This window comes from Verrucomicrobiota bacterium (assembly GCA_039192515.1).
In the GTDB taxonomy this organism is placed as follows: Bacteria; Verrucomicrobiota; Verrucomicrobiia; order Methylacidiphilales; family JBCCWR01; genus JBCCWR01.
The window spans coordinates 21,105-40,858 of the sequence record JBCCXA010000033.1; the positions used below are offsets into that span (position 1 = coordinate 21,105).

Here is a 19,754-nt window from a genome sequence, read left to right on the forward strand (position 1 = left end):
TTACCCTAGTAACTTCTCAACGCCAGCGGCATCGCCACAGGCTCTACAATTAGCAGAAGTCAATCTTGGCGCCGAATTCACACCTTTATTGTCCCATTGAACGATAAATTTTGAGAACTCTGCGTCTGATTGCACTCGCGAATTCTTACAAACGATTGCTCCAGCCTCTTTCTTACCACACTTTTCACAGTGCAGGATGTATGTTGTTTTTTCTACTTTTTTAAGCATTGATCTCTATTCCTATCTATTCATGTCTTTTAATGGTCGCCCTTTAATCGCAAACATTGGTCTAGCGTATCTATTTCATCGGCTTTTTTATCCAACCTCAGGCGATGAATGCGCGGAAATCTCAAAGACAGTCCCGAGTCATGTCTCTTGCTCGACTGGATCGAATCAAAAGCAATCTCGACCACTATCCTGGGCTCAACCTTATGATATCTGCCTTTTGACACCTCAATTGTTAGCCCTTTGAAAACCTCCGTCATTTCTTCCAATTCTTGATTGGATAGACCTGAATAAGCTTTACCAATAGTTAACAATTCTTCATTTCGTCCTTTAACCGCAAAAGTGTAGTCAGAAAGATATTCTTTTCGTTTGCCGTGGCCCTGTTCAACAGCTATGACCACAGCATCAATAGTTGCATAGGCTTTCTTCAGTTTTAACCATTGCATTCCCCTTCTTCCTGGAGAGTAATTACTTTCCGGATTCTTAAGGATTAGCCCTTCATTTCCAACTCTTCGGGCTCTGCAGAACAGCTCCTCTATTTTCTGAGTAGATTCTGCTAATTGATAATGCAATATCCTTAAGTGACTGGAATTTTGATCGGATAAAAGCGCCTGTAGAGCAATTTGTCTCTTGCGCCATGAGTTATAAATAAGCATTTCTTCACCCCTTTTCATGCAATCGAATGCGAAGTAACAGACTGGTATATCTTCCTCTAAAAAGAGGTCTATTTCCTTGCGACCAAGCCGCTTTTGTAATGAGGCAAATGGAAGAGCTTTTTCATCTTGAAAGGCCACTAATTCACCATCCAAGACACAATCCTCTTTTAAACTTAAAGCTGCCTCTAGGATCTCTGAAAACATGGTATTTATGCGGTTTAAATCTCTAGAGAATAATTGAATTTCATTTCCTTTTCTATGTAATTGACACCGGATACCATCCATTTTGTCTTCTGCATACCATCGACCTTGACTTCGTGTCATTAATGCTTCCGCGTCTTTTTCAGGACTAGCGAGCATAGGCTTTATGGGTGAGAAATAAGAAAGTTTGATTCGATCTAGTGTTGCCTTGTGCGCATGGATTGCCGTTTGACCAAGATCTCCTAAGAGCATAGAAGCATCCTTGATACTATCAGCAGGGTAAGAAAAAGCCTTACCAATAGCTTCCTCAATTACACCCTCTTTAACTCCCGCTCTTAGATCACCAGTTATAAATTTAGCGACCCATTTAATTTCTGTAGGCTCTAAGTCTAGAAATAGGGCCTGTAAATACTTCAATTTCTGACCAGGGTTACGAGCATCCGCTAGGAGAGATAAAGACTCATCAAGCTCTATTAAACTAAAATGAGATCCTGGCTGAGTATATCCCTGTAAGAGCTCCTCGAAGGCGGAGCCCGTATCTTGGTGCCTGAGATATACCTCTCTGATTTCTCCTTTGTTCCGGCCCGCTACCTGAGATACCACTCTCCTTAGCAAAGCAATGCCAACATTTAATTTTTTCTGGTTATTCTGAGGAAAAGCTCTACCTGAGAGATAATTAACAGCCAGTGATAGCTTTCTCTCACCCGTTTCCTTGGCAACTAGATCTAAGAAATATTTGGATATCATTTCCACCTTTGAGATAACTCCTGTAATCCTGCTACATTCATCGAGAAGTCTTGCTAACTGTTGTAACTCCCTATTAGGTTGAAGGATTGCTTCGCCACCCTTCGCTAGCTGAGGAGTTTTTGTCTGCTGCAATAAATCAAACTCTAGTTGGTTATCTCCTGTTAGAGCCCAAGCCTCAAAGCCTAAGTTTCGTAAATGAAGCGCAAATTCTTTTGCACTCCCATGAACAGTATAAACTTTTTTAGGCTTAACTAATTCAACATATCGAACTAAGTCATTGAAATCAGCATGATCAGAGAGGGGAAAAACGGCATCACATTGATAACGAAAAACAGCTCCTGGATTTAAAGCCCAGCCCGTAATAGCAGCTGTGACGCGATTACTAATTTTTTGTAGTGCCGAACTCCTATTAGCATTGGGAGGAAAAAGCAAAACCTTGCCAGATAGGGACTCGCCTGAGAACTTTGCATAAGGAGGAAACTTGACTCCCAGCTTTTTGTAAATCTCTGTCATACGATAAATGCTTGAATGCAATACAATTGGAAGCTCTGCTTGACTCAGGCAACTAAGTAACTCTTGGCTTTTACCTAGTGAATAACCAAATAATACGGGCACTTTGTTGTCTTCTACAGCCTCTATGCAGAACTTGATGATATCTGCCATCACCTCCTGACTTGGGGGAAATATATATTGAGGCAACCCATAAGTTGTCTCCATGATTAACACATCAGCGGGGACTGGCTGACAAGGCTCCGAAGACAATCCATCACGTAGCTTGAAATCTCCTGAATATAGTAAACTTCCGAGTTCACTTTTTAATAGTAGCTGAGCAGAACCTAAAATATGGCCTGCAGGATAGAGCTGCAATTCAGTTCCAGTCTCCAGCAAGTGATGTTGGTGATAAGGAAGCTCTACGGATTCCTTTAGGCCAGATAATCGAGCTCGCATCAGTCTACCAGTCCACTGAGATGTAATGACTTTCTGATGCCTAGCCATATGATCAAAGTGCGCATGCGAAATAAATGAGCACTTTTGCGGGATACGAGCATCCAACCATAGATCGATCTGAGGCAATAAAATACCGTGAGGAAATTGCTGAATTTTCCAATCGTTAGCCATTTTAGTAGACCGTATTATAATCATTAAAAGTGACGCGCACAAATCTACTTACTAATTGGTTTGAAAAGCAGGGATGGAAGCCCTTTCCTTTTCAAAAACAAACCTGGAAAGCCTACTTAGAGGGCAAGAGTGGACTTCTGCACGCGCCAACAGGTTTAGGTAAAACCTATGCAGTTCTTGGTGGTCCTTTATTAGATCACCTTAATCATGAAGCGAACGGCTTGAAGCTTGAAGGGCTGCTAATTCTCTGGATAACTCCATTAAGAGCTCTTGCTAATGATACACTAAAGTCCATTCAAAAACCAATCGACGACTTAAAGATAGCTTGGAATTTAGGCGCTAGACACGGAGATGTTTCCGCTTACTCACGCAAAAAGCAGCGTGAAAAATACCCCTCTATCCTCATTATCACCCCAGAATCTCTTAGCCTTCTATTTACTTACCCTGAAACGCGAGAAAGATTCAAATTCTTGCAGTGTGTCGTTGTCGATGAATGGCATGAACTTCTTGGCACCAAGCGCGGCGTTCAAACGGAGTTAGCCCTTGCCAGACTTAGAGCTTGGAACACCTCTCTGAGAATCTGGGGTTTGTCAGCCACTCTAGGTAACATTCAGCAAGCCATGCGAATCCTCTTAGGCAAACAGCACGCTAATCATAGTCAGATAATTTCGGGTAAACTAAATAAGAAAATACAAATATCTACGATCATACCACCTGAGATTGAAAATTTCCCTTGGTCTGGTCACTTGGGCCTAAAACTAGTCCCACAGGTTGTAGAGCAACTTAATGATGTAAAATCCACACTCCTCTTCACGAATACCAGATCACAAACAGAACTTTGGTACCAAGGCATTCTCAAAGAGCGACCAGAGTGGAAAGAGAAGATTGCTTTACACCATGGGTCCATTGACCGTGAAATGCGTCTGGAAGTTGAAAGAAAATTAAAAGAGGGAGAACTTAAAGTGGTTGTTTGCACCTCTAGCTTAGATCTTGGAGTCGATTTCACACCTGTTGATCAAGTGATTCAAGTTGGCTCACCTAAGGGTATCGCCAGGCTTATGCAGCGGGCAGGGCGCTCTGGACATCAACCGGGTCAAACAAGCCGCATTATAGGAGTCCCCACGAACGCTTTTGAGTTGATTGAATTTTCGGCTGCAAGATCCGCATTAAAGGCCAATCAAATAGAAAGCAGAATTCCTTGTCTTAACCCACTTGATGTCCTCTTGCAACATATCAACACCATTGCATTAGAAGGCAAAACTGCTCTTCTTGAACTCCAAAGTGAGGTGTTATCCACTTATTCCTTCAGTCAATTGAGCGAGCAACAATGGCAATGGGCCGTGGACTTTGTTAGCAACGGAGGTAAAGTTCTCAAGGCCTACCCGCAGTACAGAAAAGTTGTGATAGATGCAAAAGGAATTCTATCAATTAACTCTTCCCCTTTGGCCAGAATGCATCGCATGTCCATTGGTACCATTACTGGGAGTAGTGAAGTGCTAGTCAAATTCATCTCGGGTAAAACACTAGGCAGTGTTGAAGAATATTTTATTAGCAAATTAAAACCTAATGACAGTTTTCAATTTGCAGGTAAAAAACTTCAACTGATACGCTTTCGCGATATGACTGCTTACGTAAGACTTGCTACAAGACGCTCGGGACATACGCCAAGTTGGCAGGGAGGTCGTGCTCCGCTTTCTTCAGAACTTGCCGAAGCTGTCAGTAAGAAAATTATTGAAAAAAATTCAAGAGATCCTGAAATGCTGGCAGTTGCGCCTATTCTATCTATTCAAGAATCAGAGTCTCGTATTCCTCACAATGGATGTCTTCTAGTCGAATCCACTAAATTGCCTCGCCAATTTCATATCAGCTTTTACCCTTTCGCAGGTCGCCTAGTTAATCAAGGGTTATCCTCTCTCATAGCTTATCGACTCACTAAAAATCACAAAACTACCCTAAAAACCGCTGCAAATGACTATGGCTTTTCACTACAGACGTCTAATAAAATTGAGTTTCATGAACTCATGATTCGTCACTTAATCTCTAGGGAATCGTTGCTCGATGACTTATTAGCTTGCATGAATGCTACAGAATTGGCGAGAAGACAGTTTCGCGACATCGCGAGTATAGCTGGATTAATCATCAAAGGCTATCCCGGACAGAGAAAGAAGATGAGACAATTACAATCATCCTCTACTCTACTCTATGACATGTTTCAGAATTACGATCCTAAAAACCTACTTCTTCAGCAATCGCAAAGAGAAATATTAGAAGGACAACTTGAATTCACCCGCTTAAGCAAAACCTTGGAAAGACTTGAGAAAATTCCTGTGCGGTATCAAGTAACAGAAAGACTCACCCCTATGGCTTTTCCTCTTTGGGCGGAAATTCTACACACGGAAGTATCTTCAGAAACATGGCACGACCGTATACAAGAAATGGTTTCTAAGCTAGAAGATGATTCAAATAAGCTGCTAAGTACCATATAAAATCAGTGGATTAGATGCATAGCCTCAGCTTACAGAACCAAACACTTATTCTTTATCCTGAAGGAGCAATCTTTTGGCAAAAACAAAAGGCACTACTTATCAGTGACTTACACCTTGGTAAATCAGCTGTCTTTCGTGCGAGAGGTATTCCGGTGCCTGAAGGAAGTGACCCATATGACCTAGAAAGATTAACCACTCTCTTGAAAAAAACTAGACCTCAAAAACTCATTATTTTAGGAGATTTATTTCATGCTAAAGAAAGCGCTTCAGCCCCCACTATTATGAATTTTTCCAATTGGAAAAAAGAACATAACAGATTAGAAATAATGCTTATTGAAGGTAATCATGATCGATCTTGCCGTGATCTCCCCGTAAAATGGAACATAGAATTAATGAAAAACAGCTTCTCCATTGAACCCTTTCTGCTATCTCATCAACCGCAAAACCAAATAGGTTTATACAACATTGCTGGTCACATTCACCCTAGTATCAAAGTCAAAGACAGGGGCCATAGAACTACACGAATCCCTTGCTTCTATTTTGGAGAACAAAGCGCCTTATTACCCTCATTTGGCTCATTTACAGGCCATTATACAATCCAGCCAGAACCTAACTCTCAAATCTTTGGAATTGTTGATAACCAGATTCTACACCTACCTCAAAAAGTTTGGTTCTCATAAGATAGCTCACGCTTTTTGGTTAAGAACATCATTAGATAGTGCAAAGATCCTCAAGGGCTCTTTCTTTCCTTTGACTTCTGTTGGAGGCATCTCTTCACCTTCAAATAGATGCATGACTTCATCATAAACAGCCTTTGAAACGAGCAATTCACGGCCCAAGGCTTTACAGAGTCCTTCTATCCTAGATGCCGTGTTTACGGGGTCTCCAATAACCGTATACTCCATCTGTAATTGTTCCCCAATGTTTCCAGCCACAACTTCTCCTGTGTGTAAACCAATTCCTATCCTTATAGGTAGTAACCCTTTTTTAGTCCAACGCTCATTCAATTTCTCTAACCTTGAAAACATGCTAAAAGCGGCCTTAACCGCACGAATAGAGTCTCCACCCGCTTGGGGGTCAGCATGTGGAGTCCCAAACGTAGCCATCACTGCATCACCAATATATTTATCAAGTGTGCCACCGTGATCAAAAACGGCTTGCGTCATCTCAGCACGAAAATCCCTCAACCAATCGACCAAAGATTCAACTTCAAGGTTTTCACTAAATCGTGTGAATCCTCTGATATCTAAAAAAAGGATGGTCACTTTTTGTCGACGAGCCTGACGAACCTCCTCAGGATGTTGTGTAATATCCTCTACAATTGAAGGTGAAAAGTAGCGAGCTAGCACGGTGCGTTTTGCCTCAGCCTCACCTATTCGGGCAATCATATGTAGCGATTGGCGTATCGAAAAAGCAACTGCTAGAGCAAGGCCAATAAATACCACTGGCCTACTAAAGAGAACATCAGATGCTACGAGACCTTCTCCCATAATGTATGTTCGCCAGTTATTTGTGGATTGATATCCGACCACCCAAGTCCAAATCACAAATCCAGCATAGGCTAAGAGGACAAAAGCTAAGGCAGATATTACCAGCTTCATCCTGTATTGAAGCACCGGTGCGATGATAACAAGAGAGAAGAAATAAAGCGTTGGATTCTTCAAAGCAAATGCTGGAGCGTCAGCAGATTTATATCCGGTCCAAAATGCGATGATAAGTGTCACCACACAAACATCCACAAAAATAACCAGAATTCGAAAGGCCTGTTTAGTTCTTGAACCGCTATTGGCCAGAGCAAAAGTGTGGGTACCAGTTAATCCAAAATAGATAGCAAAAGCAGAAAGATTGACAATAATTCCAGCAGGCACCCCTGCTTGGATCACAATAACTAAGGTCGGTCCTAATGCAAGAAACCCGAAAATGTAACGGACGAAATTAGTAATTTTCTCCCCTCTTAACTCTTCTTCACGGAGAATTCGCTTAGCAGTTTTGCTCAGTTCAACTCTTTTAAAAATAGGCCCCATGAAAGCACCTATCCAATTGCTTACCTTCCTTTGGAATTGCATGACAAACTCCTTTAACATATAAGGCGGCACTTATCCAGTATAGATAAAGGCGTTATAGTCTATTAGTTATAAGATAACCGGACTAAAGCTTGAGCTAGGCTTCAACAAACAAAACCAAAATTTAGATAGCTGCAGCGGTTGGCACTTCTTCCGATTCATTAGAAGGTTCTACCCACTTGTTGTGTTCTTTAATCAAATCAACAAGTCGATCAACGGCCTCATCTTCAGGTATATTAAACTTCACAGGAGTCTTCCCAACATAGAGATTAATTCTCCTAGGAGCGCCTCCCACGTAGCCAAAGTCAGCATCTGCCATTTCACCTGGGCCATTAACAATGCAACCCATCACAGCAATGCGTACCCCTTTTAGGTGATCGGTTGCAGCTTTAATACGTGCCGTTGTCGTTTGCAAGTCGAAGAGAGTTCTACCACAGGAAGGACAAGCGACATAATCTGTTTTAAAGATACGATTTCCACTCGCTTGCAAAATATTGTAACCCAATCGGATACTAGCGCCTGGGGCCTTTTCAGATCTAATTAATATAGCGTCTCCAATTCCATCACAAATCAGTGATCCAATATAAGTCGAGGACATCAATAAGCTTTGCATCATGTCATACTCTCTCTCAGGATGGAAAGTGTCTTTGAGCAGAATCGGGTGCATGGGGTGTACTTTAGAAGCAAGAACTCGAAAGGCAGTGACTGGGGACAATTCTGTTCCATCCTTGACAGTCACCATTTTGGGTTCTTCCAAGGTGTTGATTTCCTTAATTTGTTGTTCATCCGTAAGATCTATTTCCAAGACATCTGAAGTCTCATAAACAATTTCAGGTGCCGTATCACCCATAGCTTTGAGTCTGTCTTTCAGGCCTTCAAAAACACTTTTAATAGCAAAGACACGAGTTGTATTTTCACCCCCACACGGCACTCCTTGCATATCAAGTTCCATGCTATGTCTGCGCGTGTATTCAAATGGATCATAACTAAGTACTATCTCATGTTGAGAAGAAGGATAATGACTTTGCTTCTCAGCAAAGACTGCCATGGCATTGGCCACAGGAATTTCGTTAATGGCATCTTCCGTTAGAGAAACGCGTATAGTATCACCAAGTCCATCACACAATAAGGATCCAATTCCAATGGCACTTTTAATACGACCATCCTCACCATCTCCAGCTTCGGTAACACCTAAATGAATTGGGTAGTTCCAATCAAGGCCATGTCTGTTAAGCTTTGAAACAAGCAAACGGTAAGCATTTACCATGACTTTGGGGTTCGAGGCTTTCATGGAAAAAAGAAAATTATGAAAGTCAAATTTCCTACAAATGCGGGCAAACTCCAATGCGCTTTCAACCATGCCTAACGGACTATCTCCATAGCGATTCATAATTCGATCGGATAATGATCCATGGTTTGTGCCTATACGTAGTGCAATCTTACGCTCCTTGATCAAATACAATAGCGGCAAAAACTCCTGCTCAATGCGAAGCAACTCATCTTCGTACTCATCATCAGTATACTCACGAACATTAAACTTTTTCTTGTCTGCAAAGTTTCCTGGATTAATACGAATTTTATCAACCCACTGGGCAGCTTCCATCGCTGCAGCAGGTTTGAAATGAATATCCGCTACAAGGGGAACATCACAATTTTGACGAGCTAGTTCAGCTTTTATATTTTTGAGATTAGCTGCATCTTTAACAGTAGGCGCAGTAATTCGAACAATTTCACAGCCAGCTTGAACTAATTCTAAAGTCTGTTTGACACAAGCATCTGTATCCTTTGTGTCACAGGTAATCATGGACTGAACTCGTATAGGGTTCTCTCCACCTATCTTTACTTTACCTACAGTAACTTCTCGCGTCTTGCGACGTTTATAAGTAAGGGGATCTGAGCAATATTTCACTACTGGCTCTCCTTAATCGTAATTGGTTTTTCCGGGAAACTAAGTGTTCTATTTTTTTCTCTTATCTCAGATAGCTCTTGCCCTTGTTTAAAGCCCCTAACTTCCCGGGAAAGATCTTTGAATGTCACAAATAATATAAAACCCATCAAGAGAACAAAGAAAGCCGACTGTGTTGCATAAAGGAATTTACCCTCGACTGGACGCCTCCTGATCCATTCAACAATAGAAATGACTATATGCCCACCATCCAGCACTGGGATCGGTAAAAGATTTAAAATAGCTAAATTCACATTTAGCATCACACAAAACGAAAGAACAAATCTCCAATCCGCAAGCCATGAGTGCTGAACACTCCTTAGAATACCTATAGGACCTGAAATGTGGCCAGCATTAATGCCATCGTTAGGCGTAATCAAGGCATTTAAAACTCTAAAAACCAAAGTGCCGTTATGAACAATCTGCTCCATGGGAGAAGGTTTATAAATATAAGTATCTCTTTCAGGGTCCACTGCCCACCCAATACCTATAATAGGCCTCTCATATGGAACTTTTTCCCCATCTTTATCATAAACCGGATATTCAGGTTTCACACTGAAAGGCATTTTTTTGCCCTCCCTTTCAATGATTAGCTCAATAGGTTGAGTCGGGGCTTCATCAACCTTTTCTGTGATTTGCAAGGTGTTATAAACCTTTTCCCCATTTACTTTTAGGACGATGTCATTTTTTTGCAATCCAGCCTTCTGAGCCGGAGAATTATCGATGACGTTCCCTACCATGATATTACCCTGGGCGGCCATGATCCCTATGGTATAGAGATTTTCTAAATCAGGATTTTTTACCGGCGTGACATCATATGTTTTTACACCTCCTAATGCCTTCTCGACTTCTATCTTTAAGGGGCTACCATCACTATTGAAGATAATTGTCTCTACGAGGCCATCAGGATGCCCTTGCCAGCAAATCACCTTCTTGCCATTAACGCTCAGAATTTTGTCTCCAATCTCCATCCCTGCTGATTGCGCGGGGCTTGTATCAGAAAAAAAGCCAATAGTGGTTGTCTTAGAATCAATGCTTTTGGGATAACCAATGAAAGAAACAGCTACTGCAGCTACTACCGCAAGTAAAAAGCTAAATAAAGGACCAAAGAAAGCGGTGATAATCTTTGCCTTGGGCGATATTTCCGGTAAGTCCACAGCCTTTTTCTCCGTCTCACCTTCAACCATGTCCATAGGAGCCATTTGAGGCAAGGCGACGAAACCACCTATAGGCAACCAATTAATGACCCATTCGACTCCATCGTGCTTGAATCCAAATATTTTAGGACCAAATCCTATAGCAAATTTTTCAATGACTAGCCCTTGCTGTTTAGCTGCAAGATAGTGGCCCAATTCATGGACAAAAACCGTTATGCCGAAAACAAATAAAGCACCTATAAAGGTTATAATAAAACTGAGTATCGTGAGAATATCCATCCTGTTCTTTTCTTATAATATTAGTTTAGATAGCTGCTAGCTCTTGGTAAATTGCTTGCGCTCTCCGCCTTGCCCAACTATCAGCCGAAATTATAGCATCTAGATCAGGACTGGCAATGTTGTCATGCTCCTGCATGACAGATTCTACAGTATGCCAGATTTGAGGGAATCTAGCGTCTTCCTTGAGAAAATAATCTACCGCCACTTCGTTCGCAGCATTCAGGACAGCAGGCAGCGTTCCGCCGGCCTCTCCAGCTTCTCGAGCGAGACGAAGAGCTGGAAATTTATCTGGATCAGGCGCTTCAAAAAGAAGTTGGCCTAGTTCAGCGAAGTCTAATGGCCTCAAGTTATTGGCATAACGATCTGGGTACGTTACAGCATACTGGATAGGAAAGCACATATCAGAGTGGCTGAGCTGGGCTAGGATAGAGTGGTCAATATACTCGACCATGGAATGAACGATACTTTGAGGATGAACCAGCACATCAATTCTCGCCATCTCTACATCAAACAACCACCTAGCTTCAATCATTTCTAGACCCTTGTTAAACATAGTAGCCGAATCAATGGTAATTTTTTGCCCCATATTCCAAGTGGGATGCTTTAACGCCTGTGCAAGCGTAATATCGTTAAAATCATTCTTGGGTAGCAACCTAAACGGACCTCCTGAAGCGGTGAGTATGAGGCGTCGGACCTGATTGGTCTTATGACTCTCCAGACATTGGAAAATAGCATTATGCTCACTATCAACTGGTAAGATCGCCCGGTCGTACTTCTTGGCAGTAGAAGTGACTCGCTCACCAGCCATCACTAAAATCTCTTTACTTGCCACAGCCAGGTCTTTGCCCGTTTCGAGGGCAATTAAGGCTGGCTCCAAACCTGCAGTTCCCACGATGGCCACGAGAACCATTTCTGCATCCGTCTCCTTCACTAAATCAACTAAACCCTGAGCTCCTGAATAAAGACGACAGCTGTTGGGCAGTTCTCCAGTAATATCATTTAATTTATCCTCTTGATAGACGGCAACAGCTTCCGGTTGAAATTCTTTCGCTTGTTCTAAGAGCTTATGTGTGCTGCTGCTGACAGCTAACCCCACTAGCTTCATTTGGTCTGGTAGCTGACGTGCAACTTTACACGTACTTTCCCCAATCGATCCACTGGAACCTAATAATATGACCCGTTTCATAATTTAACAAAAAGTATCAGATAAGAGAAAAAAAGTGGTGCCGTAAAGAGTAAGCTATCAATTAAATCTAAGGCACCTCCAATACCGGGAATCGTTCCCCCAGAGTCTTTGGACTTCGCATCCCGCTTGATCACGGATTCTGCTAGATCACCTACGACACTGATAACGGGCAGCAAAATCCCTAAAACCCAAGCATGTACTCCCGATAAACTGGCCAAATTGTTGGGGAGAAAATAAACTAAAGCCAAGCTGAAGCCGAGTGCTACAATCAACCCTCCTACAAAGCCTTCCCATGTTTTTTTAGGACTGATGGTAGGACTCATTTTATGGCGACCAAAAGTTTTACCCGCAACATAAGCACCCACATCCGTAAACTTGGTGACTGCTACCAGGTAAAGAACCAGATAAGCGCCGTCCATTTGTGAGGTCTGCCAAAACAAAATCCGTTCCATAAAGCTAAATAGATAAGGCACATAGAAGAAACCCAATAGCGTTAGGGCGATCGATACCACTGGTGTAGATTGGTCCTTATCAAATATTTGCCTTGAGAGAGAAGCCAAAATAATTCCCATGAAAATTAAGATCTCTGTCACACTGCTATATTTTGCAGTAAGACCCGCATGAAAGATTTGAAAATAAAGAACCGCAAAGAATGCTATACCGGCACTTGTTCCAAGTTTAGCGAAAACATGTAGTCCCTTACCCTTTTGTAACTGATAAAATTCCCACTGCGCTAAAATCCCTACGAGCGCGACTAAGATAAATGTCCCCTCTGAGAATTTGAATACCACCAAGGTGATAATAATTGACCAGATAACTAAGAAAGATGCTAACCTTGCAACAAACAATTATACACCTCCAAATCTACGGTTTCTGCTGTTGTATTCACGAACAGCTTCATAAAAGTTTTCTTTCTTAAAATCGGGCCATAGGACAGGAGTCACGTAGAGCTCAGTATATGATAACTGCCACAAGAGAAAATTGCTGAGTCTCATTTCACCGCTTGTGCGAATGAGGAGATCAGGGTCAGGCATTTTAGCCGTATATAAGTTCTTGGATATCAGGTTTTCATCTATTTCACTAGCTTGTAATTCACCCTCTGCAACCTTATTCGCCACAGACTTGACTGCGTCAACTAGCTCCGTCCTTCCCCCATAGCTAAGTGCCAACACCAAAGTCCCTTTCCTATTTTTTGAAGTTGCTTCAATCGTATTGCTTAAAGTGCGTTGTACCTTTTGTGGTAAGTCCTCTACTCGTCCAATAGTGTCGAACCGAATTTGACGCTTAATAAGATCTTTTTTATATCTTTTCAGGGCATCAACTAGCAAAAGCATCAAGCCATCGACCTCAGGCTTTGGTCGAGACCAATTCTCTACTGAAAATGCATAAAGAGTTAGATACTTAACGCCTATATCTGCGGCGGCTTCTAAGGCCTCGCGAACCGCCTCAGCTCCCTGCTCGTGACCCTTAAGTCTGGGTAAGCTACGCTCTTTGGCCCAACGCCCATTACCATCCATGATAATTGCAACATGCTTAGGAACTTTTTTAAATTTTGGACTCTCATTCATTTACCGCAGAGTCCATCAGACATAGAAGGTTTCTTGCCTCTTAGGCCCTACGGAAACGATATCTATCTTGCTCCCCGAAAGCTCAGATAAAACTTTCAGATACTGCCTTGCCTTAAGTGGTAGGTCTTTCCATTCGCGTGCTTTACTTGTGGAGGTCTTCCACCCTTTAAAAGTAGTATAAATTGGCTTGCAGGCTTTTAAAGCCTCGGGATTACTTGGTGGATAATCAAGCTTCTTACGGCCTAGTTTATAATACTCGCAAACCTTTATTTCTTCTAAACCGTCAAGCCCGTCTATGTTTGTGATAGCCAGTTTATCTACGCCATTAATTCTGCCCGAGAAGCGAGCCAAAACTCCATCAAACCAACCGCATCTTCTTGCCCTACCAGTCGTTGCCCCAAACTCCCTACCCATTCCGTGAAGCAGGTCACCCAAAGAATCTTCTTCCGTAGGAAAAGGCCCCTCACCTACTCGGGTCGTGTAGGCCTTTACAACTCCATAAACAGTATTGATGCTCGTAGGCGGTATTCCTGCTCCCGTGCAAGATCCCCCAGACGTGGTATTTGAGGAAGTCACAAAAGGGTAAGTGCCATAATCGATATCCAAAAACGTTCCTTGAGCTCCTTCAAATAAAATTCTCTTTTTCGCATCCATAAAATCATGGAGAAGATGGATGCCATCACAAATATACGGACGAAGCAATTCAGCAGCATCCATAAAGGATTTATTCACCTTTGCGGCAGATAATGCTTCCCATCCATTCTGCTTGTGAATTTTATTAACCTCACGAATACGAGCTTTTAATTTCCCTGCAAAAGAATCTTTGTCTAGCAGATCATGAACTCTGAAACCAACTCGGTTTATTTTATCTTGATATGTTGGACCAATGCCACGCTTAGTAGTCCCAATCTTAACTCTCTTGCTAGCTTCATTACCTGCGTCCGCTATACGATGATACGGCATCACCAAGTGGGCTCTGTCACTTAGGTATAATCTGCCCCTTGTCTTGATACCCCTCTCGTGTAGGCCTTCAATCTCTTGCACTAAGGACAGCGGATCCACGACGGTTCCATTACCAATAAGACACTTCTTGGCTTTAGTGAGAATACCGGAAGGAATTAGGTGCAAAATATACTGCTTTTCGCCAACCTCAACTGTGTGGCCTGCATTATTTCCTCCTTGAGAGCGAACTACAACGTCATTTACCTCGGTTAAGAAATCAATTATTTTTCCCTTACCTTCGTCTCCCCACTGAACTCCGACTAATACCGTATTCATCATTCAGCTCTAGCGTCCTACACTGTGATATTCAAATCCTAGAGCCTTCATCTCATCCGGATTCATCAAATTGCGACCATCAAAGATTGTTGGGGTACGCATTGATTGTTTGATCTTAACCCAATCTAAAGACTGAAACTCTTTCCATTCCGTAGCAATCACTAAAGCATCAGCATCTACTGCTACATCATACGGACTCTCGACTAAAGGGATTGTTGGATGAAGCTCTTTACACTTTGACATGCCCTTGTAATCAAAAGCTTTTACCTCGGCTCCGTCTGCAATCATTTTCTCTGCCAAGACAATAGCCAGGCTCGAACGGATGTCATCGGTGTTGCCCTTAAAGGCTAGACCGAGCTGTCCAATTTTCTTATCTTTAAGCAACCATAACTTGTCACGCATTCTTTTTAGAAAACGCTCTGGCTGATTGTAATTGATATTCTCGACTTCCTTTAGAAGGGCAAAGCTATAACCAAGCTCTTCACTAATTTTAATGAAAGCCTTGATGTCCTTTGGGAAGCATGACCCACCATATCCTAGGCCTGCATTCAGGAAAGCTCTACCGATACGGTGATCGGCACCCATTCCCTCAGCAACCTGAGTGACGTCAGCTCCCGATTCCTCACATATCGCTGCAACCGCGTTGATATAACTAATTTTCAGAGCGAGAAAGCTATTTGCAGCATGCTTGATAAGCTCCGCACTGTTAATATCAGTGATCATCACTTGAGATTTAAATGGAGCATAAATCTCGCGCATATCGGCAACAGGACGCTGCCCCATGACACCCACCACGATCCGATCTGGGTCCATGAGGTCAGCTACTGCACTTCCTTCACGCAAAAATTCTGGATTACTAACCACGTCAAAATCCACATCTTTAATCGCGTAACGTCGAATAGTTTCCGAGACTTTCTCTCCTGTTTTCACAGGAACAGTGCTCTTGTCCACGATGATACGGTAATCGGTTAAAACTTCTGCAATCTCGCGAGCTACTTTTTCAATGAAACTCAAGTCCACACTACCGTCTTCCTGAGGAGGCGTTGGCACAGCTATGAAAATAACCTTCGAATGATCCACACCCTCTTTAATAGAATCCGTAAAGCTCAAACGCTTTAGTTGTACATTCTTTCGAACAAGTTCTTCCAAACCTGGCTCGTAAATGGGAATCTCCCCGGCTTGAAGCATTTTTACTTTTTCTTTGTTATTGTCTACACATATAACCTCATGTCCTACCTCAGCAAAACACGTACCTGTTACTAATCCGACATACCCGGAACCTACAATTGCTATTTTCATTCAATAATATTTTTGTGATTGTTATAAATTCGAATCCTAGAAGCAGACAACAAGTGCAGTCTTTTAATTACCCACTTCAAAGGACGCTCGCGGAAAAGCCTTGAGCGTGAAGTTGAAGAATACTAAAAACTCCTCGTCAATCAACTCATTGCTGCGCAATTTTGCTGTGGCAGAGATATTCCAGTGGGTAAGGTCTCTATAAAGAGTGTAACTCTGTTCCTGTAAAAGACCCTCATCCGCTTCGAAAATCAGATCTTGGGCAATTTGCCAGTTCTCATTCAAACGCCAAAATACGCCTGTAGTGATTTGATTGCTTTCAGTAAAAAAGGTCCCTCTATATAAGGGATCGACAAAAGTCGCATCGTTATTCATACGCAAAAAGCGTTGGCCTAGCTCAACCTCAAGTGAAGGGTGTACTTGCCACGTAAGCTCACTATTCACTTCATGATAACTATCATCAGCAACGCCAATAGCACTATGTAGGTCAAACTCGAGCCATGGTAATGGATGAAGAGTCAACTCGTTAAAAATCTCAGAATAGGATGAGTCCCAGCGCGTAAATTCATACTGACCTCTATCAATCTCAAAATCTGCATAAGTTCTTAGCTCGGCTAGATTTACACTTTCCCCATCTCGCATTGTCTGCAATTTATTGACTACTCCATGCCGAAGGCGGTTTGAGTGATCAATTGAATCTATAGAATTATAATATGAATAATCAATTGGTTGTGCTCGGGTAGAAGCATAGCGATTATCAAATGAGAAAAATTGATCTGGACGCTTCGTGACATAAGTATAGCCGTAGTTCAAATACGGCTGGATAACATGTCTAAGTCCATCAATAGCGAATCTCTCATCTTGTATCTCAAACCAAGTTTTACTCAATTTGAAGGAAGCGTCAAAACCGGCATTAAACGCACCTCTTGTCCATTCTTCCTTACCACTATAGGTATACGTGTCACTCTCATAATGAGTGAGTCTTGTGCCTACGCGAGGCGTAAAACTTAGCCAGTTGAAGTACTGCCGAGGGTAGAGAAATTGATGAAACGAGTCGTAGCGATACGCACTGAAAGTATTGCTGACAAATGCCCCTGCAGAATCCTGTGATCCAATGTTAGGGTCAAGAGGTCGGGTGCCAATTGGATTGTCTTCGTCAAATTTGTATTGTAAATAACTTATACTTGATTGACCTTCGTAACTGATGGGCGTCATAGGAATTTTCTGCCTCTTAAATTCGAGCAGTAATTCGGGTTTGCGCTCTAGAGTATCAAACATCTCATCTATCTGAAATCGTGTCGTTAAAGATGCTGTAAAATTCGGATCATAATAAGTCGCATCAAAAAAGTTATCCGGAACACGCTCCTGGATAAATTCATCTTCAAAGAAATCTTGTGTGACGAACTTATCGCTCCAGAAGTTGAGATCCCCGATCACATAAATGTCCGGCGTTATATTGAAGCGCTGCTTATACTCAAAGCGGTACCTTTCTTCATCGGGAACAGAGCTCCTGGCTTCCGAATCAATATCAAATCCATTATCAACGGTAGCGAAACTCCTAAACTCACCTATGTCCCCCTCGCGAGGATGAAAGTCAAAGTCGAGTCCACCACCAAATCCTCGTCGTCCCCTATAACCGAAGTGCGCATTGGTAGACCACTTTTCATTCATGGCAAAACTATAGTTGCCCAAAGCAAAGATTCCCCACCGTGTTGTAGAGCCCAGCTCGACATTCCACTCCCCTCGTTGTTCACCTAGACCTTGACTCACGTAGGGTATCCACATCACAGGTACCTCACCCAACATGATTGTCACATTCTTCATGACAACAGAGTCATCAGGGTATATCTCGATGGTGCTAGCTTTCAGTCGGTAACTAGGATTTTCACTATTGTTTGTAGTTAACCATCCATTCTTAATGACATACTTATCACTAGTTGGTGTAAATGCTTCTTCTCCATAGGCAAAGATTTTATCTCTTGCCGTCATAAAATCCCTGGACTCTACTGCTCCACTATCAAGTTTGTATTCAAGGTATTCTCCTCTGAAAATTTGTCCTTCTACAAAAATACGGACATTACCTCGCGCTTCTACAATTCCCTTCTCACTATAGAAATACACCTCATTAGCATATATGACATCACTTCCGTAACGAACGACTACATTACCCTCAGCGTATGCGACCCCATTCTCATAGCTATTCTCACCATCACAAGTAATCTCAATAGGGATACGCGCGGCTTCGTCTTGTGCCCTTAGAACAGAGCTGAATAGGCACAGCACCATGAGGCTACAGCTAGTTATAATAGAAAACTTCAATGGCTCCCTTATTATCATCTGTATTCTCTTGTGCCAACATTAAAGTAAGTCACACAATCCCTTAGTCTTGCAAAAGTTCTAACACAAATTTCTATCACTTATCGTCCGGCATTTTTACGCATTAACTAATATATTGCTATTCACTGTAGGGTTGTGAGGACAATAAAACCTCTTGATCCCCAATGCTTACCAATCTGGAATGTTGGACCACGATTGGAATATCGCTTTTTAAGACAATCCCAAAAGCTGTTTTCTCTGGCAAGCTAATACCACCCAATTCACTCGAACGATCTAAAGCTAAATGTCTCGTTGTTTGAGCTTTAACGACCACAATCACATCCTCGATTGGAGCCTTCTTCTCACCAAATAAAAAGGCCATTCGAACGGCCGCATCCTCTTCGTTGGCGTTGAGAAAGCACAGATATTCACCGCCAGTCCGTGTAGACTGAAAACGAGCGTCCGCCACCATCCATTTCTTTTTTCCTCCAGTAGTCATAGGAATTTCCTAGTCCAGCGATTTATGTGCAACTTGCAACATCAAATTGCTACCTATTTCCCAAGCCATGGCATCATCCGTTTTAATTGCTAGCTACCTGGAATCCGAACAGCCACATGAGCTGCCGAAAGAGAACAACCTCATTAGATTTATGGAATTACTTCTTTTATAGACTGCTATTACACCCATCACTCTATTTCTTGTCCTTCTTCTGCATACAAGATCATCAGATACTCATCAAGCAGTGGCAAGAACGTTGGATATATCCTGATTTGTAAAAACAAACTCTTGTTAATAAAAATTGTTATTTAACTACTGAATTGTTCGTGTTAAATGACGTTTTTTACCATTTCGGAATAAACCATGAAATTAATCAATAACTTTAGGTGGATTTGCTTCGCATGGGTGATTTGTGGATTAATTTTTACATCGTCCACTAGAGGACAACTTATAGATCACACCCTTAATCATCCGGGTGTCAGCAAACTTACAGAAGACAGTTCCGGCTTTTTGAATAACTTGGGCTCCATTAATAAAAACAACTGGCGTAGATTAACATTCGAGAGGGGCTCCAACGGCCATATTACGGTAGGCAGCGCCGTGATAGGCGGTTCTCTTTCGGGTTACGTTCATCGGGTCGGCTTTTATGCAGTCCTTGGAGACGGCTCGGCAAATGGTGCGGGCGGTCCTTTGTTGATGGATAACTTACAGATTACTTCTAAAAGACCCAATA

Annotated in this window: 15 protein-coding genes; 3 read left to right on the top strand and 12 right to left on the bottom strand. The window is 42.2% G+C overall.

The genetic code is table 11. The features are described 5' to 3' along the window. Complete coding sequence (locus tag AAGA18_12810; protein MEM9446218.1) at nt 1-228, bottom strand: hypothetical protein; 228 nt, start codon at nt 226-228, stop codon at nt 1-3. Between the two features lie 29 nt (nt 229-257). Beyond that, entirely contained in the window at nt 258-2,948 is a 2,691-nt protein-coding gene (locus AAGA18_12815) for an ATP-dependent DNA ligase (protein ID MEM9446219.1), read from the bottom strand. Between the two features lie 29 nt (nt 2,949-2,977). Between AAGA18_12815 and AAGA18_12820 the strand changes: the two genes are divergently transcribed. After that, the gene (locus AAGA18_12820; GenBank protein ID MEM9446220.1) at nt 2,978-5,434 is read left to right on the top strand and encodes a ligase-associated DNA damage response DEXH box helicase; all 2,457 of its coding nucleotides are present in this window, start codon (nt 2,978-2,980) and stop codon (nt 5,432-5,434) included. A 14-nt stretch (nt 5,435-5,448) separates the two neighbouring features. Then, nucleotides 5,449-6,114 carry a ligase-associated DNA damage response endonuclease PdeM gene (pdeM, locus tag AAGA18_12825; protein MEM9446221.1) on the top strand — a complete coding sequence of 222 codons (666 nt, stop codon included), beginning with the start codon at nt 5,449-5,451 and terminating at the stop codon, nt 6,112-6,114. A 6-nt stretch (nt 6,115-6,120) separates the two neighbouring features. Here pdeM and AAGA18_12830 read toward each other — a convergent pair whose 3' ends face one another. From AAGA18_12830 to AAGA18_12875, 10 genes are all read right to left on the bottom strand, one after another. After that, a complete protein-coding gene (locus AAGA18_12830) occupies nt 6,121-7,500 on the bottom strand; it encodes an adenylate/guanylate cyclase domain-containing protein (GenBank protein MEM9446222.1) in 1,380 nt (459 codons plus the stop codon). Between the two features lie 121 nt (nt 7,501-7,621). Further along, a complete protein-coding gene (gene ispG, locus AAGA18_12835) occupies nt 7,622-9,406 on the bottom strand; it encodes a (E)-4-hydroxy-3-methylbut-2-enyl-diphosphate synthase (GenBank protein MEM9446223.1) in 1,785 nt (594 codons plus the stop codon). Next, a complete protein-coding gene (gene rseP / locus AAGA18_12840; protein MEM9446224.1) occupies nt 9,406-10,878 on the bottom strand; it encodes an RIP metalloprotease RseP in 1,473 nt (490 codons plus the stop codon). Before rseP ends, ispG begins: the two co-directional genes overlap by 1 nt. Before the next feature lie 25 nt (nt 10,879-10,903). Then, entirely contained in the window at nt 10,904-12,064 is a 1,161-nt protein-coding gene (locus tag AAGA18_12845; protein MEM9446225.1) for a 1-deoxy-D-xylulose-5-phosphate reductoisomerase, read from the bottom strand. Continuing rightward, nucleotides 12,061-12,912 (bottom strand): phosphatidate cytidylyltransferase, encoded by an 852-nt coding sequence (locus AAGA18_12850; protein ID MEM9446226.1) that lies wholly within the window; start codon nt 12,910-12,912, stop codon nt 12,061-12,063. Before AAGA18_12850 ends, AAGA18_12845 begins: the two co-directional genes overlap by 4 nt. Continuing rightward, complete coding sequence (locus AAGA18_12855) at nt 12,913-13,632, bottom strand: isoprenyl transferase (protein ID MEM9446227.1); 720 nt, start codon at nt 13,630-13,632, stop codon at nt 12,913-12,915. 15 nt (nt 13,633-13,647) lie between these two features. Further along, complete coding sequence (locus AAGA18_12860; GenBank protein MEM9446228.1) at nt 13,648-14,913, bottom strand: adenylosuccinate synthase; 1,266 nt, start codon at nt 14,911-14,913, stop codon at nt 13,648-13,650. A gap of 6 nt (nt 14,914-14,919) precedes the next feature. Then, complete coding sequence (locus AAGA18_12865; GenBank protein ID MEM9446229.1) at nt 14,920-16,209, bottom strand: UDP-glucose/GDP-mannose dehydrogenase family protein; 1,290 nt, start codon at nt 16,207-16,209, stop codon at nt 14,920-14,922. Between the two features lie 63 nt (nt 16,210-16,272). Further along, complete coding sequence (locus AAGA18_12870) at nt 16,273-18,492, bottom strand: hypothetical protein (protein ID MEM9446230.1); 2,220 nt, start codon at nt 18,490-18,492, stop codon at nt 16,273-16,275. A gap of 169 nt (nt 18,493-18,661) precedes the next feature. Beyond that, entirely contained in the window at nt 18,662-19,021 is a 360-nt protein-coding gene (locus AAGA18_12875; protein ID MEM9446231.1) for a sensory rhodopsin transducer, read from the bottom strand. Between the two features lie 405 nt (nt 19,022-19,426). On the opposite strand from AAGA18_12875, the gene AAGA18_12880 reads away from it, so the two are divergent. Beyond that, nucleotides 19,427-19,754, top strand: a 328-nt coding sequence (locus AAGA18_12880; protein MEM9446232.1) for a hypothetical protein, incomplete at its 3' end; no start/stop codon positions are given.

What these genes read in the sequence shown, in the direction of transcription:
- AAGA18_12870 (MEM9446230.1), bottom strand. Translation starts at nt 18,492, where the DNA reads ATGGTGCTGTGCCTATTCAGCTCTGTTCTAAGGGCACAAGACGAAGCC.
- AAGA18_12860 (MEM9446228.1), bottom strand. Translation starts at nt 14,913, where the DNA reads ATGATGAATACGGTATTAGTCGGAGTTCAGTGGGGAGACGAAGGTAAG.
- AAGA18_12845 (MEM9446225.1), bottom strand. Translation starts at nt 12,064, where the DNA reads ATGAAACGGGTCATATTATTAGGTTCCAGTGGATCGATTGGGGAAAGT.
- AAGA18_12815 (MEM9446219.1), bottom strand. Translation starts at nt 2,948, where the DNA reads ATGGCTAACGATTGGAAAATTCAGCAATTTCCTCACGGTATTTTATTG.
- AAGA18_12830 (MEM9446222.1), bottom strand. Translation starts at nt 7,500, where the DNA reads ATGCAATTCCAAAGGAAGGTAAGCAATTGGATAGGTGCTTTCATGGGG.
- pdeM (MEM9446221.1), top strand. Translation starts at nt 5,449, where the DNA reads ATGCATAGCCTCAGCTTACAGAACCAAACACTTATTCTTTATCCTGAA.
- AAGA18_12855 (MEM9446227.1), bottom strand. Translation starts at nt 13,632, where the DNA reads ATGAATGAGAGTCCAAAATTTAAAAAAGTTCCTAAGCATGTTGCAATT.
- rseP (MEM9446224.1), bottom strand. Translation starts at nt 10,878, where the DNA reads ATGGATATTCTCACGATACTCAGTTTTATTATAACCTTTATAGGTGCT.
- AAGA18_12865 (MEM9446229.1), bottom strand. Translation starts at nt 16,209, where the DNA reads ATGAAAATAGCAATTGTAGGTTCCGGGTATGTCGGATTAGTAACAGGT.
- AAGA18_12875 (MEM9446231.1), bottom strand. Translation starts at nt 19,021, where the DNA reads ATGACTACTGGAGGAAAAAAGAAATGGATGGTGGCGGACGCTCGTTTT.
- AAGA18_12810 (MEM9446218.1), bottom strand. Translation starts at nt 228, where the DNA reads ATGCTTAAAAAAGTAGAAAAAACAACATACATCCTGCACTGTGAAAAG.